The organism is Clostridia bacterium, assembly GCA_017394805.1.
Taxonomy (GTDB): domain Bacteria; phylum Bacillota; class Clostridia; order Christensenellales; family CAG-1252; genus RUG14300.
In genome coordinates, this window is sequence record JAFPXC010000029.1 from 1 (window position 1) to 16,132 (window position 16,132).

Sequence of the window (16,132 nt, forward strand, 5' to 3'; positions counted from 1 at the left end):
GAAAGAATATTACGAGTCCGAAGACGGCTTCCGCATCCAATCCTACGAAATCAACGCGTATTATCCGCCCGAGGTTTAACGCTCACGCCTCACGCCGACGAGCTCACGCGCGTACACTTCTCATGACGGAATTATACCGCCCTGTTTTTTATATGCCTTATACGTATAGGGGGAATTCGTGACAAATGTGGTCGTTTATTCTCCATCGTCGAAGGGGTCGGCGGGCATATCGTAGGGCAACACGTCCTCTTCGGTGGGGGCGGTCATGCCCGCGAAGAGCAAGACGGCTTGGTACACCGTGTCCTCGGCGAACACCCGCCACAGGTCGCGGATGGTCGGTAGGGGGTCGCCTTTGCCGACAACGCCCAACAAAATCGAGTCGTCCTCGTCCAAGGTGGCGACCACGGGCGGGAAATCCGTTTGCAGTTCGTTCGCCATTGCGACGGCTTCCTCGCGGAAACGGGCGCAGACGGGCGGAACATACATCTCCACGAAGAAGGTCTCGTCTTCGTGCAGGATGATATCCAGCTCCATCTCTTCCAGGATGCCGTAGTTGACCAAGCACAGAAAGGCGCGGTTGCCGTGGTCTTTCTCTTCGTCCCAGCCGATAGAAGAAAACGCCGAGGCCGTAGCCTCGGTCGAGCGGAGAAACGCGCGTACTTCTTTGTAATAGGCGGGTTTCACGGTTAGAATTTGAGGAAAGAGAACCATTCGGCGAGTTTATTGACGCCCACGCCCAGGTATTCGCCCTTGAACGCCAAGGCGTACACCAACATACCCGCAATGGCGAAGCCGAACAGTATGGTCACGATGAGACCGAACACGGTCAGGCCTTTCTTACCCACGGAATTGCCGGTGAATATCCACCACAACCCGCACAAAAGGAACAAAACCGCCGTCAGCCCGAAATAGCCGAGTTGCTGATACAGCCCCAACGTGCCGCCCTCGCCGAAGTGATTGATATACACGTTGACGAACAGCAGGTTGACTACGCCCAGCACGAACCACAATATCCACAAAAAATGCCACCACTTACGCATAAGTGCCTCCCACGTTTTTTGATACGTCTATTATAGGTCTATTTTGCCGCTTTGTCAACGCCTTGACGAAAAGAGCGGCGGTGGCGGCGCAAGTAAAAAAATGACAAAATGTCCCAAGGCGAATGCAAATAGTTGCTACGCTATGCGTTATTTGATATAATATAACGGTCAATTTTCGGTTTGAACCGTATTGATAATTCACGCGAACGCAGGAGAAAACATGAAACAACTGATGTTGACCAATCAAGCCATCGCTTTGGGCGCTTGGGAAGCGGGCGTCAAGGTGGTGTCTTCCTACCCCGGCACGCCAAGTACCGAGATTACCGAAAATACGGCCAAGTACAAGGAGATACACAGCGAATGGGCGCCCAACGAAAAGGTAGCCCTCGAGGTGGGTATCGGCGCCTCTTTGGCGGGTGCCCGCGCCATGGTTTGCATGAAACACGTGGGGCTCAACGTGGCGGCCGATCCTCTCTTTACGGCGGCCTACACGGGCGTGGGCGGCGGCCTCGTATTGGTAGTCGCGGACGACCCCGGTATGCACAGCTCCCAAAACGAGCAGGACAGCCGCTTCTACGCGCGTTCGGCGCACGTGCCTATGGTGGAGCCTTCGGACAGTGCCGAGGCCGTGGCCTTCGTCAAGTGGGCGTACGAATTGTCCGAGCAATACGACACCCCCGTCATTTTGCGTACCACCACGCGCATTGCGCACGCGCAGTCGGTCGTGGAGATAGGCGAGCGCGAGGAGTTGCCTTTGCGCGAGTACGTCAAGAACGCGAGTAAGTACGTGATGGTGCCCGGCCACGCCAAACAACGCCACCTGGTCGTCGAGGCCCGTGAGGAACGGCTCAAGGCCGATTGCCTTGCGTTCCCCCAAAACCGCGTGGAGATGCGCGATACCCAAGTGGGCGTCGTGTGTGCGGGCGCTATCTATCAGCACGTCCGCGAGGCTATGCCCACGGCGTCCGTCTTCAAGGTCGGCATGGTCTATCCTTTGCCCATCGCCGCCATCGGCGCGTTCGCCGCGAAGGTGGACAAGTTGCTGGTCGTGGAAGAGTTGGAGCCCTTTATCGAGAATCAACTCAAAGCGAACGGCATCCCCTGCGTGGGCAAAGAGTTGTTCGGCTTGCAGGGCGAGATCACCGTGGCTGCCATTCGGCAGAAAGTGTTGGGCGAGGACGCCCCCGTGGCGGCCAAAGTCCCCGCACGTCCCCCCCTTTTGTGCGCCGGTTGCCCCCATCGCGGCGTGTACTACGTCCTCAAAAAACTGCGTTGCGTGGTCAATAGCGATATCGGTTGCTATTCGTTGGGCGCGTTGGCGCCTTTGTCCGCCGTGGACAGCGTGGTGTGTATGGGCGCCTCCCTCGGTATGGCGCACGGTTTCAAGTATGCCCGTCCCGACGCCAAAAACGTGGCGGTCATCGGCGATAGCACTTTCGTGCACAGCGGCGTCACCGGGCTTATCAACGCGGTCTACAACCAAAGCGGCATCACGTTGATCATTCTGGACAACCGCACCACGGGCATGACCGGTCATCAGGACCACCCCGCCACGGGCAAGACCTGTATGGGCAATCCCGCGCCCGTTTTGGACCTCGAACGGCTGTGTTTGGCCTGCGGCGTCTCCAAAGTGGACGTGGTCGACCCCTACGATATGCCCGCGTTCGAGGCCGTCCTCAAAGATGCGTTGGCCGACCCCAAGGAGCGCGTCATCATCACCAGACGGGCGTGCATCATGAAAGAGCGTCCCCAAGGGCGCAAGCCGTTGTCCGTCAAGGATTGCCGCGGGTGCGGCAAGTGCTTGGGGTTGGGCTGTCCCGCCATCGTCAAGCGCGAGGGCAAGGCCGTCATCGACGGCACGCAATGTTTGGGCTGCAACCTCTGCAAAGAGGTATGCCCCTTCGGCTGTATAGGAGAATAGATATGAATATTTTAATCGTTGGCGTCGGCGGTCAAGGCACCCTGCTTGCCGCCAAAGTGTTGGGCGAATACGCCGCGCTCCAAGGCTACGAAGTCAAGCTGAGCGAGGTGCACGGTATGTCGCAGCGCGGCGGCAGCGTGGTCACGCACGTGCGCTTCGGCGCGGAGATTCATACCCCTGTTATATGGGAGGGCGGCGCAGACGTCGTTCTGGCCTTTGAGCCGCTGGAAGCCTTGCGCTACGCGCACTACCTCACCAAAGAGGGCAAAGTGCTGACCAACGGCACGCCCCTGCCCCCCATGTCCGTGGCCACGGGTTTGGCCGCCTATCCCGACGTTCCCGCCGAGTTGGCGGCGGCGGGCATCGCGACGACGTATATCCCCGCCACCGATTTGGCGCTTGCGGCGGGCAGCATCAAATGCGTTAATATGGTCATGATAGGCGCGCTCGCCAAGGCGTTGGGCTTGGATTACGACGTGATGCAGACGGCCGTCCGCAATACCGTCAAAAAAGCGTTGGATATGAATTTGGAAGCCGTCAGGCTCGGATATATACAGGAATAAGGATTATGAAACACATTGATATAGCAGACATTTTGGCAAAACGATACAACGGGCAAACGGTAGACGTTTGCGGCTGGGTGCGCAGCGGTCGCGACAGCAAGAATATGGCGTTTTTGAGCCTCAACGACGGCACGACTTTGGCGCATTTGCAGGTCGTGTTGGACAAAGCGCAATTCGCCGACGTCGCGCCCTTCTTGCGGTTGGGCATCGCCGTCAAGGTGACGGGCAAGGTTGTGGACGCCGTGGCCAACCAAGGCGGCGTGGAAGTCAACGCCGACGAGGTGGTCGTATTGGGCGAGTGCCCCTTGGACTATCCCTTGCAGAAGAAACGCCACACCTTGGAGTATCTGCGCACCATTCCCCAGCTTCGCTTGCGCACCAATACCTTCAACGCCGTGTTCCGCGTGCGTTCGGTGCTGGCGGGCGCGTTGCACGCCTTCTTCCAGGCGCGTCATTTCAGCTATATCCACACTCCGCTTATCACGGGTAGCGATTGCGAGGGCGCGGGCGAGGTCTTCCGTGTCACCACCCATCCCTTCTCCACCCCCTACCAAACGGAAGAGGAGTATTACGCCAACGATTTCTTCGGCAAGAAGGCGGGGCTTAGCGTGTCCGGCCAGTTGGAGGGCGAAGTCGCCGCCATGGCGATGGGCAAAATCTACACCTTCGGCCCTTCGTTCCGCGCCGAAAAGAGCAACACCCCGCGCCACTTGGCCGAGTTTTGGCACCTCGAGCCCGAGGTGGCTTTCGCCGAGTTGCCCGACGTCATCGAGTTGGCCGAAAGCATGATCAAATACGTCATTTCCGATTTGATGGCCAAGTGCCCCACCGAGCTCGCGTTCTTCGAGCAACACTTCGAGAAAGGGTTGCTGGACAAACTCAACAATATCGTCAACAACGAGTTTGCCATTCTGGACTACACGGACGCCATCGAGCTGTTGAACAAAGCGGCCCAAGAGGGCGTGCAATTCCAATATCCGCACGACTGGGGTTGCGATTTGCAGACCGAACACGAGCGCTATATCACCGAGGTCGTCTACAACAAGCCCGTGTTCGTTATCAACTATCCCAAGGCCATCAAATCCTTCTATATGAAGCAGAATCCCGACAGCAAGACCGTCGCCGCTACCGACCTCTTGGTGCCCGGCGTGGGCGAGATCATCGGCGGCAGCGAGCGTGAGGCCGACCTCGACAAACTCTTGGCCGCCATGCACGAGCGCGATATGAATTTGGACGCCTATCGTGACTACCTCGACCTGCGCAAGTTCGGCTCTTGCCCCCACGGCGGTTTCGGCTTGGGCTTCGACCGACTGGTGATGTACGTTACGGGTATGTCCAACATCCGCGACGTGCTTCTCTACCCCCGCACGGTCGGCAACCTCCGCTAAGCCAAAGCGCTTCCCCGACGCGAAATCGCCGTCGAAGCCTACGCACGCGGCCGCATTTTTCTGAGGCGATACTATCGAATGGCACGGAATACCCCTATACGGTATGGGCAATTCCGTGCCATTTTCGCTGCTTCGGTGCGTTTGCGGACGGGGTTTCGACGGGGGGACGGCCAAAATGTGAATTTCGGTTCGGTTTTTGCGCAAAAAGAGAGGGAAAACGCTTGATAAATTGCCTATTGACTTGGTATAATTATAGAAGAAAAATAGTGAGGTAGAATAATATGAAAAAAGATACTGCCGTTATCGGCGTTACGGATATGATGTGCGCGCATTGCGAAGCCTCGGTCGAAAAGGCGCTCGCCGCTTTGGGCGTCAAGGCCAAAGCCGACAAGGATAAAAAAGAGGTGGTCGTGACCTACGACGCGAAGAAAGTTTCGCTCGACGAGATGAAGGCCGCCATCGTCGAGGCAGGGTTCACCGTAGCATGAGGACGGAGAAACTTGGCATCGACGGAATGCACTGCACCAACTGTTCGCGGTCGGTGGAGCGTGCGTTTGCCCGCTTGGACGGCATAGACGTCAAAGTGTTGCTCGCCGAGAACGCGGGCGTTTTTACCTATGACGAAACGCAATGGAATCACGCGCGTATTGCCAAGGAATTGCGGTCCCTCGGTTTTTCTCTGCACCGCGACGCCAAGGTGGACTCCGAGTTGGTGCGCCTCGTCGTGGGCGCTGTTTTCACCCTGCCGTTGATGGTGTGTATGATTTTGATGATGGCCGAGGTGGACTATCCCCATTGGGTCAACTACGTGCAGTTCGGTTTGTGCACGGTGGTCATGGGGCTACTGGGCTTGCGCTACTATCGCGGCGCGGCGAGAGACCTGCGGCAGGGTGTTTTGGGTATGGACGTATTGGTTGCGCTGGGCACTACGGTCGCCTACGTCTATTCTACGGTGTTGCTGTTTGTTTACCACCGCCACATGCTCTATTTCGACACGGCCGCTATGCTCCTCACCATCATCTCGGTCGGCAAGTATATCGAGGGCAAGAGCAAGGTCAAAAGCGCCGCCGCTTTGCGCGAACTGATGGCCTTGCGCCCCAACGTCGCGTTGGTGCTGTCGGACGGGCAAACGCACGAGGTGGATACCGCCGAGGTGGCGGTCGGCGAGGTGGTCGTCGTCGCATCGGGCGCCAACGTGCCCTTGGACGGCCGCGTGCTGTCGGGCGTCGCCGACGTGGACGAATCCATGCTCACGGGCGAGTCTATGCCCGTCGCCAAAGAGGCGGGCGACGAGGTCTACGCGGGCACCGTACTCACGGCCGGCAATTTGACCGTTGAAGTCACCAAAGCGGACAAGGAGACCTATCTCGCGGGCATCATTGCCAGAGTCGATCAGATTCAGCAAGAGAAACCGCACGTTCAGCGCGTCGCCGACCGCGTGGCCACCGTCTTCGTACCCACGGTATTGGTGCTCTCCGCTTTGTGCTTCGTCGTGGGATTTTGGGGGTTGAAGTTAGCGCTTGACGCGGCTATCAACCGCGCGGTGGCCGTATTGGTCATCTCGTGTCCCTGTTCTTTGGGGTTGGCCGCCCCCTTGTCCATCGTGGTGGGCACCACGCGTGCCTCGCGCATGGGCATTCTCTACCAAAACAGCGAGATTTTCGAGAAGTTTCATCACGTGGATTGCGTTTGCTTCGACAAAACGGGCACTTTGTCCACGGGCGAATTTGCCGTCGTATCGGCGGAGTCTACCGCGGACGCGGACGACGTGGTCTATACGTTGGAGAGCGTTTCGCAACACCCCATCGCCAAGGCCATCACCGCCTATTTGGCGCAAAAAGGCGCCCACGTATTGGCCGATTGGCTGCCAACCGAGGAAGTGGGTCGCGGCGTGCGCTGCGGCGAATGGTTCGTAGACAAGTCGGGCGACACAGTGTTGCTGCACCGCGAGGGGCAGGTCGTTGCGCGGTACGTTTTGGCGGATTCGGTCAAAGATGACGCCGCCGCCACCGTCGCCAAGTTGCGGAATAGCGGCGTGGCCGTGTATATGCTGACGGGCGACAGCCGCTCGGTTGCCGAGCGGGTGGCCCGCGAGGTGGGCGTCGACGAGGATAAAGTCTTCTCCGAGGTCAAGCCCGAGGATAAGTGCGCCGTCCTGGCCTCGTTGCAAAGCGAGGGCAAAAAGGTCGCTTTCGTTGGCGATGGCATCAACGACAGCCCCGCTTTGTCCCAGGCCGACTTCGCCATTGCGATGGGCGGCGGCGCGGACGTAGCCAAAACTTTGGCCGACGTCACGGTGGTGGGCAAAGGCCTTATGCAGGTCTACCACGGACTTCGGCTCAGCCAAAAAGTCTATCGCAACGTCATCGAGAACTTCATCTGGGCGTTCAGTTACAACTTGGTGGCCATACCGTTGGCGTTCGCGGGCATATTGCCCCCCTTGGTTGCGGGGTTGTGTATGGCGTTCAGCAATATCACGGTGGTCCTCAACGCGTTGCGCCTAAGGCGCACCAAATTGGACTAAACGTCCGCCGTTTCGCTTGTCAATCCGCGCGGCGCGTGGTATAAAATTCGTATAGAGGGCGCGCTACGCGCCGCCCTCGTCAAAGCCGAACGTTCGAGCGAAAGGAGTGCGTATTTTATGATCAATCATTTTTGCAAAAAACCGCTGTGGGAAGTCAGCCGCGTCTTGACGGACGTGGCAATGGGCCGCCGCCCTGCCGATACGGTCGTCACGGACGCCGTGTTGGTCAACGTGTGCACCAAGGAGTTGCTGCCGCACGTGGACGTAGCCGTCGCCGAGGGGCGGATCGCCATGGTGGGAGATTGCCGTCATTGTATAGGCGAAGGCACCGTGGTCGTCGACGCCGAGGGGCGTTGGCTTTCGCCCGCTTTTATGGACGGTCATATCCATATCGAGTCGTCCATGCTGACGGCGGGCGAATACGCCAAAGCCGTCGTGCCGCACGGCACTTCCGCCGTCTTTATGGACCCGCACGAAATATGCAACGTGGCGGGGTTTGAGGGGGTACGTTGTATGCTTTTCGACGCCGCGCGCACGCCGCTCAAGTCTATTTTGTCCACGCCGTCGTGCGTGCCCGCCGTGCCCGGCTTCGAGGATACGGGCGCGTCCGTCGGCCCCGAAGACGTCCGCGAAAGTATGACGTGGGACGAATGCTCGGGGTTGGGCGAAATGATGAACTTCCCCGGCGTTATCTACGGAGATCCTCGCACGCATGCCATCGTCGGCGAGACATTGAAGGCGGACAAGATCGTCACGGGGCACTTCTCCATACCCGACACGGGCGCCGCTTTGAACGCCTACGTCGCCGCCGGCGTGCGCTGTTGCCACGAGTCGGCCCGATGGGAGGACGCCTTGGCCAAGATGCGTTTGGGTATGTACGCCATGTTCCGCGAAGGCTCCGCCTGGCACGACCTGCAAGAGGTTGCCAAAGCCGTCACCCAACACGAGGTGGATTCTCGCTTCGCCTGCCTTGTTTCGGACGACACCCACCCGCACACCCTGCTCGGCAAAGGGCACATGGATCACATCGTGCGCCGTGCCGTCGAGGAGGGTATTCCGCCCGTAGAGGCCATTCAAATGGCCACCATCAATGTGGCCACCTGCTTCCAGCTCGACCACGAGATGGGCTCCATCGCCCCCGGCAAATGCGCGGATATGGTGCTTCTGTCCGACCTCGCCACTTGCAAAGTGGCGAAAGTGTGGATAGACGGCGATTTGGTGGCCGAGGACGGCCGCCTTACCGCACCCATCGGCGACTATACCTATCCCGATAATATCACCCATTCCGTACACCTTTCGCCCGTTTCGCCCGCCGAATTCCGCATTCCGCACGCGGGCCCCGTGGCCAAGGTGCGCGTTATCGAGGCCATTCCCGCCAAGACGAGCACCATCGAGCGCTTCGACACTCTGCCCGTGGTGGACGGCGGCATTGCGGCCGCCCCCGACAAGGATATTCTCAAAGCCTTCGTGTTCGAGCGGCATCACGGCACGGGCACCCGCGGCTTCGGCTTCCTCAAAGGTTTCGGCATTCGCCACGGCGCTTTGGCGCAGACGGTGGCGCACGACGCGCACAATCTCTTGGTGGTGGGCGACAACGACGAGGATATGGCGCTTGCGGTAAGCCGACTCATTGATATGAACGGCGGCTTGGTGGCCGTGGCCGACGGCAAAGTGCTGGCGGCGGTGGCTCTGCCCATCGCGGGGCTAATGAGCGACAAGCCGTTGGCCGAGACCAACGAGGCCGTCAAGGCGCTCGAGGACGCTTGGCGCACGATGGGTTGCACCTTGCCTTCTCCCTTTATGACGATGTCCATCATTCCCTTGGCCTGCCTTCCCGAGGTGCGCCTCACCAATCGCGGCATGGTGGATTGCCGCACCTTCACCTTCGTCGATCCCATCGTCGAATAACGGCGCGAAACGCACCGAAAAATAAAACGGGAAGGGCAACGCCCTTCCCGTTTTGCTATACGCTGATTCGCGTACGGATTATCAATCCACGCTGAACAAAATATCGCCGTAGGTGGGGAAACGCCAATATTTGGCGGGCGTCAACCGCTCGAGGTCGTCGGCCACGTCGCGCACTTTGCGCATGGCGGGAATGACGCGATGCGCGTACACGTCGGCGGCCGCAGCGCCTTGGTGGGCGGTGGCCTCGCTCACCGCCTCGGACAGCGCGTTGAGCAATTCTTCTTCGGCGTGATAGAGCGCATATACGCGTTTGAGCGTATCGTCGTGGGGTGACAGGCCGAGTTTGTCGAGATTGAGAATGGTGCGCGACAGTTGCTCCACGTAGTCCAGCACGGCGGGCAATACGTCGCGGCGTACCATGTCGATCAAGGTGACCGCCTCTATGTGCAAGGTTTTATTGTAGTTGTCCAAGAGGATTTCTTTGCTGGCTTCCAATTCTTCTCGGCTGTACACGCCGTGTTTGACGTACAATTCCACGTTCTTTTCGTCGGTCAGGTGGGACAACGCGTCGGGCGTGTTTTCCAACCGCATCAAGCCGCGACGGTCGGCCTCCGCGTACCATTCGGCGCTGTAATTGTTGCCGTTGTAGATGATGCGCCCGTGCGTGCGCAAGGTCTCGCGGATGATCTCTTTGGTCTTTTCTACGGGATCGGCGGCGCCTTCCAACCGATCGGCGAAGTCGCGCATCGCCTCGGCCACGATGGTATTGAGCACGGTATTGGCGTCCGCAATGGAGCACGCCGCGCCCGGCATACGGAACTCGAATTTGTTGCCCGTAAAGGCGAACGGCGAGGTGCGGTTGCGGTCGGCGGTGTCCATCGCGAAGCGGGGCAACACCTTGACGCCGATTTCCACGTCGCAACGCGCGCGCTTGCTGTACGAGCGGTTTTCCTCAATGGCGGACAATACGCCCGTCAACTCGTCGCCCAAATACATACTCACCACGGTGGGGGGTGCTTCGGACGCGGACAAACGGTGGTCGTTGCCCGCCGAGGCCGCCGCTATGCGCAGTAGGTCCTGATTGCTGTCCACGGCTTTGACGACGGCGGTGACGGCGAGCAAAAATTGCAAATTGTCCTCGGGGCAGTTGCCGGGGTCGAAGAGATTGCAGCCCGTGTCCGTCATCAAGGACCAATTGTTGTGCTTGCCGCTGCCGTTGACGCCCTCGAAGGGTTTTTCGTGCAACAGACACGCCAACCCGTGGCGTCCCGCCACCTTGCGCATCATCTCCATCGTCAGCTGGTTGTGGTCGGTGGCGATGTTGGCGGTGTCGAAGATGGGCGCCAACTCGTGTTGCGCGGGGGCCACCTCGTTGTGTTCGGTCTTGGCGCGCACGCCCAACGCCCACAATTCCTTGTCGAGCTCGGCCATAAAAGCGGCCACGCGGGGCTTGATGGCGCCGTAGTAGTGGTCGTCCAAGTCCTGCCCCTTGGGTGCGCGGGAGCCCAAAAGCGTGCGCCCCGTGTACACGAGGTCGGGACGGGCGCGATACATTTTTTCGTCAATCAAAAAATATTCCTGCTCGGCGCCCACGGTCGAATAGACCTGCTTGACCGCCGTGTTGCCCAAGAGGTGCAAAAGCCGCACGCCTTGTTTGTTGAGCGCCTGCATACTGCGCAGGAGGGGGGTTTTCTTGTCCAACGCCTGCCCGTTGAAACTGCAGAACGCGGTGGGAATGCACAAGGTGTTGTCCTTGATGAACGCGTAGGACGTGGGATCCCACGCCGTATATCCGCGTGCTTCGAAGGTGGCGCGCAGGCCGCCCGAAGGGAAAGAGGACGCGTCCGACTCGCCCTTGATGAGCGCCTTGCCCGAAAAGGCGAAGATGGCGCCGCTTTCCGCGTCGGGGTCGAGGTCGAGGAAGGCTTCGTGCTTCTCGGCGGTGATGCCCGTCATGGGTTGGAACCAATGGGTGTAGTGGGTGGCGCCTTGTTCGACGGCCCAATTCTTCATGGCCTCGGCCACGGCGTTGGCCACTTCCAAGGGCAAGGGCTTGTGCATCGCCTTGCACTCGTGCATACGGCGGTAGACGGTTTCGTCCAACCGCGCCCGCATTGCTTCGTCGTTGAATACTTTGCTACCGAATAGTTTGGTCGTTATCATCACGCTCTCCTTCTCTCAGTTTACCTTGCGATCTACGCCAATGACACCGCGCACCTGCAAAAACTTGTTTTTGAGGGCCGCCAAAGTGTCCGTGCTGTCCACCTGCACCGTCAAATTGATGACGGCGTTTCCCTTGCGCTTGTCGATGCCCGCGCCCAGCGACGTGAGGGTGACGGCGCTGCTCATGGTATTGATTACCCCACATACGTCCCCCACGAGTTGCGGCCTATCCACGGCGATGATGCACAGCGACACTTGGAATTTGCCCGCCGCTACGCCCGCCCATTCGGCGGGCAAAAGGCGTTCTTTCTCTACGCTGCGGACGTTGATGCAATCCACGCGGTGCACGCTGATGCCCCTGCCGCGGGACGTATAGCCCACGATACGGTCGCCCGGCACGGGCGAACAGCACCGTCCCAAGCGCACCAGCATACCCGACTGGCCGTTGATGAGAATGGCTCCGTCCGAGGGCTTGGCTTGCGTGAAGCGCGGATTGACCTCGGCGGCTTCTTGCGGCAACTCCTTTTCTTTCTCTTGCTCCTCGCGGTACATCGCGATGAGTTTTTGCACCACTTGGCCGTTGGTCAATTCGCCGTAGCCGATGGCGGCGTACACGTCGTCCACGTCCTGCAAGGCGAAACGCCGACTGATATTCTGCATCCATTCGGGCACCAAGAGGTCTTTGGGATTGTAGCCGCGATGGCGGCACTCCAACTCGAGCATCTGCTTGCCGATGGCGATATTTTCCTCGCGCATATTGCGCTTGAAATAGCCGCGGATACGACTGCGGGTAGAACTGCTCTTGACAAATTTCAGCCAATCCCTGGAGGGGCCTTTGCCGTTGGTGATGACCTCTACGATGTCGCCTGTCTGCAACTGCGTAGACAGAGGCACCATACGCGAGTTGACCTTGCCGCCCGAGCAACGCTCGCCCACTTTGGAGTGAATGGCGTAGGCGAAGTCCACGATGGTACTGCCCGCGGGCAGCACGATGACGTCGCCCTTGGGCGTGAAGACGAACACTTCGTCCGAGAAGATGTCCGACTTCATGGTATCCATCAACTCGCGGCTGTCCTTGACGTCCGCTTCGGCCTCCATCACCTTGCGTATCCACTCGATTTTTTTATCGAGGGTGTTGTCCGTCTTGCCGTCCTTGTATTTCCAATGCGCGGCCACGCCGTATTCGGCGATGCGGTGCATTTCTTTGGTGCGGATCTGCACCTCGAAGGGTGCGCCGCCGGGGGCCAGCACGGTGGTGTGCAGACTTTGGTAGTTGTTGGGTTTGGGGGTGGAAATATAGTCCTTGAAGCGGCCCAAAAGGGGCTTCCACAGGTTGTGCACGATGCCCAACACGTCGTAGCAACGGCTCGGCTCGCCGTCCACGATCACCCGCAGGGCCACCAAGTCGTATATCTCGTCGATGCCGCATTGCAACCGTTGCATTTTGCGATAAATGCTGTAGAAGTGCTTGCTGCGGCCGTTGATTTCGTATTTCAGATCGGTCTCTTTGAGCGCCGCGTCCAACTGCGCGATCATTCTGGTCACGAAGGCGTCGCGCTCGTTCTTTTTGGACGCGATCACTTCGCGCAGACGATTGTATTCGACGGGATAGAGGTAGCGCATACACAGGTCTTCGAGTTCGCTCTTGATCTGCATGATGCCCAATCTCGCGGCGAGGGGCGCGTACACGTCCAAGGTCTCCTGCGCGGTTTCGATCTGCTTCTCGGGCTCCACGTTGGCGAGGGTGCGCATATTGTGCAGTCGGTCGGCCAATTTGAGAATGACGACGCGCAGGTCGTGGCACATGGCCAACAGCATCTTGCGCAGGTTTTCGGCTTGCGCCTGCTGTTTGCCCGAAAAGTTGATTTTGGCCAACTTGGTCACTCCTTCCACCAAAAACACAACTTCCTCGCCGAACTCGGCTTTCATTTCGTCGTGCGTGCAGGGCGTGTCTTCCAAGACGTCGTGCAATAGGGCCGCTTCCACCGTGGCCACGTCCATACCCATTTGAATGACGATTTCGGCCACCGCCATGGGGTGAATGATATAGTCCTCGCCCGATTTGCGCTTTTGTCCCGTGTGCTTTTCCTTGGCAAAGAAATAGGCCTTGCGAATGAGCGAGGCTTCTTCCGCCGTATATACGGCGTCCACTTTGTCCAAAAATTCTTGTTCGGTCAAACTCTTTTTCGTCATAGCCCTAAGATGATTGCAAGGCGTCGGCCACGAGGGTGGCCATATTGCGATTGCTGGTGATGAAGTCCACGTCCAACGCCGTCGCGTCGTAGATGGCGCAATAGGCGTCGTCCACCGTCCACACGCCCACGGCAAGCCCCGCGTCGTGGAAGGATTTTACGCGATTTTTGCCCTTGGTTTCCTGCCGATACAAGTACTTGTGGTCCGCAGTTATCCCTATACGTGCACGGATTAACGCGTCCATCAGGTCGTCTTCCCCGATGGATTGGCCGTAGATGCGCCGATAGATTTTGCGCCAGCCGTCGGCGATGATGAGCATACACTCGATATCCGCGTTTTGCGTGCGCACGTACTCCAATTTGTCCAGGTTGAACGAAACGATGGTGCTACGCACCCCGCTGCGTTCGATGGCGGACAGCAACTTCTGCATACCGGCCTCGCTCATAGCCGCGTCTTTTATCTCCACCACGGCCGCCTTGCCGCCCTCTTTGCACGCCGCAAGGTACGCGTCGAAGGTGGGGGCGCGTTGGTCTTGCGCCTTTCGGAGCGGGCGCGACAGCACGTCCGTACTGTCGGCTTCGTGCACGTCGGCGATGCCTTTCACCGCGTTTTTGTCGTGCATACACACCAATACGCCGTCTTTCGTCTCCCACACGTCGGTCTCAATCCCCCAAAAGGTGTCTTGCTTGGCGGCATTCCGGAAAGCGGCTTCGGTGTTTTCGCCTACCGTCACGGTTTGCCCGTTCTCTTCGACCAAGCAATAGCCTCTGTGCGCGATATAGCGGACGGTGGCCGTCTTCTCGCGGACGGCGGCTTGGTCCAACTTGGCCACCTCTTTTTGCATATTGACGCAGGCGACCGCGCCGAGTGCCAGGCACGCTACGAGCAACAGACAGACGAGGCGTTTCATGGCGCTAATCGACGAAGCGGCATAAGCGCACGTCGTACCCCGCTTCGAGTAGGGCGTCGCGTTTGGCTTCGGCGTAGTCCAGCCGATTGTAGAGGGCGTACACGCACGAGCCCGCGCCCGTCATGGCGATATGCAAAGACCGTAGGTCTTGCAAGGCCTTGGTCGCCGCGCCGATGGCGGGGCAACGCGTAGAGCACACGCCGTAGAAGTTGTTGCATTGATATATCTTGGTGTTGCGTTCGGCGCGCAGCAAAGACAGTATCTCGTCCGTGTTGACGGGATTGGGCTTCTTGCCCATGCCGTCGTATCCCTCGTAGGCCTCGACGGTGGAGACGCTCTCCTCGGGGATCACCAGCAAGGCGTACATCAAGGGAAGGGTAGGTAGCAGTTGGATTTTCTCGCCGAATCCGCCCACACGCGCGAGCCCGCGATACAAGAGGAAGGTCACGTCCGAGCCGAGTTCGGCGGCCAACGGCATTAGCGCCGCCGTGTCCACGCCGTACAGCACGGACATACCCAAAAGCACGGCCGCGGCGTCCGCGGCAGAGCCGCCCAGCCCCTTGCCGACGGGGATCTCTTTTTGGACCACGATATCCACGCCGTTGGTGTCGAAGGCGGCCACGAACGCTTTGGCGGCCCGCAAGGCGTTGTCTTCCACGCCCTCTTCCCACTTGAGGTTGGTGGTGCAGTCCTTGTCGCGCCGCGCCGCGAGGTACACGGTGTCGTGCAGATCGATGGTCTGCATCAGGGAATCTATCTCGTGCAGACCGCGTTCCTCGTCCCTCTCGCCGATGGACAAAGTGATATTGATTTTTCCGTATGCAAGTACATTAAGTTTTTTCATAGATACAGTATAGCATAATTTTCGCCCCGATGTATAGCCCCGAGGGGTTTTGTCAATGATTTTTTTGCAAAAGAAGCGAAAAAAGGGAGGCAGATATGAGCAAAAAAGCAATCAAGTACATAATTTCGGCCCTCGTGGCGGCCCTCGCGCTCGCGGTCATCGCCGTATTGGCGGTGGGTTGCGGCAACCCGAACGACGAATATTTGCGCCTGCATATACGCGCCAACGGCAACAGCCGAGAGGAACAGGCGGTCAAACTCGAGGTGCGCGACGCCGTGGTCGCCTATCTCACGCCCCTTGCAGAGGGGGTGAAGACCAAACGCGAAATGCAGAGGTTATTGTCCGATAAATTGGACGAAGTGACGCGAATTGCCGATGACGTACTACGGCAAAACGGTTACGTGTACACATCCAGCGCCTATTTTTCGTACGAGGAGTTTCCCACCAAAACCTACGGGGATCTCACGCTCGAAAAGGGCTATTACGACGCGCTTATCGTCGAATTGGGCACGGGTGCGGGCGATAATTGGTGGTGCGTGGCGTTTCCCCCGCTGTGTTTTGTGGCGGGCGAAGACGTCGAGGGGGACGAAGTGGTGTATCGTTCGGCCATCGCCGAGTGGTTTCGCAAAAATTGCAAATAGGGGTTGTCGCCCTTATGGGCGGCTTCGGGGCGAAAAA

The 16,132-nt window shown here is 58.8% G+C and carries 13 protein-coding genes; 7 read left to right on the top strand and 6 right to left on the bottom strand.

Annotation, left to right across the window (positions count from 1 at the left end; translation table 11 throughout):
- Positions 1–195: 195 nt before the first annotated feature.
- Together II896_07305 and II896_07310 are read right to left on the bottom strand one after the other, a co-directional pair.
- On the bottom strand, positions 196–684 hold the full coding sequence (locus tag II896_07305; protein ID MBQ4444442.1) for a hypothetical protein: 489 nt from the start codon (positions 682–684) through the stop codon (positions 196–198).
- Positions 685–686: 2 nt separating this feature from the next.
- A complete protein-coding gene (locus II896_07310; protein MBQ4444443.1) occupies positions 687–1,040 on the bottom strand; it encodes a hypothetical protein in 354 nt (117 codons plus the stop codon).
- Between the two features lie 220 nt (positions 1,041–1,260).
- On the opposite strand from II896_07310, the gene iorA reads away from it, so the two are divergent.
- The 6 genes from iorA to ade all read left to right on the top strand — a co-directional run bounded on the left by iorA (position 1,261) and on the right by ade (position 9,344).
- The gene (iorA, locus tag II896_07315; protein MBQ4444444.1) at positions 1,261–2,961 is read left to right on the top strand and encodes an indolepyruvate ferredoxin oxidoreductase subunit alpha; all 1,701 of its coding nucleotides are present in this window, start codon (positions 1,261–1,263) and stop codon (positions 2,959–2,961) included.
- Positions 2,934–3,524, top strand: coding sequence for an indolepyruvate oxidoreductase subunit beta (locus II896_07320; protein ID MBQ4444445.1), 591 nt, complete (start codon positions 2,934–2,936; stop codon positions 3,522–3,524). Before iorA ends, II896_07320 begins: the two co-directional genes overlap by 28 nt.
- A 5-nt stretch (positions 3,525–3,529) precedes the next feature.
- Complete coding sequence (gene asnS / locus II896_07325) at positions 3,530–4,912, top strand: asparagine--tRNA ligase (GenBank protein MBQ4444446.1); 1,383 nt, start codon at positions 3,530–3,532, stop codon at positions 4,910–4,912.
- Between the two features lie 281 nt (positions 4,913–5,193).
- Positions 5,194–5,400: a heavy-metal-associated domain-containing protein gene (locus II896_07330; GenBank protein MBQ4444447.1), complete on the top strand. Its 207-nt coding sequence runs from the start codon at positions 5,194–5,196 to the stop codon at positions 5,398–5,400.
- On the top strand, positions 5,397–7,436 hold the full coding sequence (cadA, locus tag II896_07335) for a cadmium-translocating P-type ATPase (protein ID MBQ4444448.1): 2,040 nt from the start codon (positions 5,397–5,399) through the stop codon (positions 7,434–7,436). The genes II896_07330 and cadA overlap by 4 nt, the downstream gene beginning before the upstream one ends.
- Before the next feature lie 117 nt (positions 7,437–7,553).
- Positions 7,554–9,344: an adenine deaminase gene (gene ade, locus II896_07340; protein ID MBQ4444449.1), complete on the top strand. Its 1,791-nt coding sequence runs from the start codon at positions 7,554–7,556 to the stop codon at positions 9,342–9,344.
- Positions 9,345–9,425: 81 nt separating this feature from the next.
- Here ade and II896_07345 read toward each other — a convergent pair whose 3' ends face one another.
- The 4 genes from II896_07345 to II896_07360 are packed head-to-tail and all read right to left on the bottom strand — an operon-like array spanning position 9,426 to position 15,454.
- Positions 9,426–11,507 carry a glutamine synthetase III gene (locus II896_07345; protein ID MBQ4444450.1) on the bottom strand — a complete coding sequence of 694 codons (2,082 nt, stop codon included), beginning with the start codon at positions 11,505–11,507 and terminating at the stop codon, positions 9,426–9,428.
- 15 nt (positions 11,508–11,522) lie between these two features.
- Positions 11,523–13,700, bottom strand: a complete 2,178-nt coding sequence (locus II896_07350; protein ID MBQ4444451.1) for a bifunctional (p)ppGpp synthetase/guanosine-3',5'-bis(diphosphate) 3'-pyrophosphohydrolase — start codon at positions 13,698–13,700, stop codon at positions 11,523–11,525.
- Positions 13,701–13,704: 4 nt separating this feature from the next.
- Positions 13,705–14,610 carry a hypothetical protein gene (locus II896_07355; protein ID MBQ4444452.1) on the bottom strand — a complete coding sequence of 302 codons (906 nt, stop codon included), beginning with the start codon at positions 14,608–14,610 and terminating at the stop codon, positions 13,705–13,707.
- Positions 14,611–14,614: 4 nt separating this feature from the next.
- On the bottom strand, positions 14,615–15,454 hold the full coding sequence (locus II896_07360) for a hypothetical protein (protein ID MBQ4444453.1): 840 nt from the start codon (positions 15,452–15,454) through the stop codon (positions 14,615–14,617).
- A gap of 95 nt (positions 15,455–15,549) precedes the next feature.
- Between II896_07360 and II896_07365 the strand changes: the two genes are divergently transcribed.
- The gene (locus II896_07365) at positions 15,550–16,095 is read left to right on the top strand and encodes a stage II sporulation protein R (protein ID MBQ4444454.1); all 546 of its coding nucleotides are present in this window, start codon (positions 15,550–15,552) and stop codon (positions 16,093–16,095) included.
- The last annotated feature ends 37 nt before the right edge of the window (positions 16,096–16,132 follow it).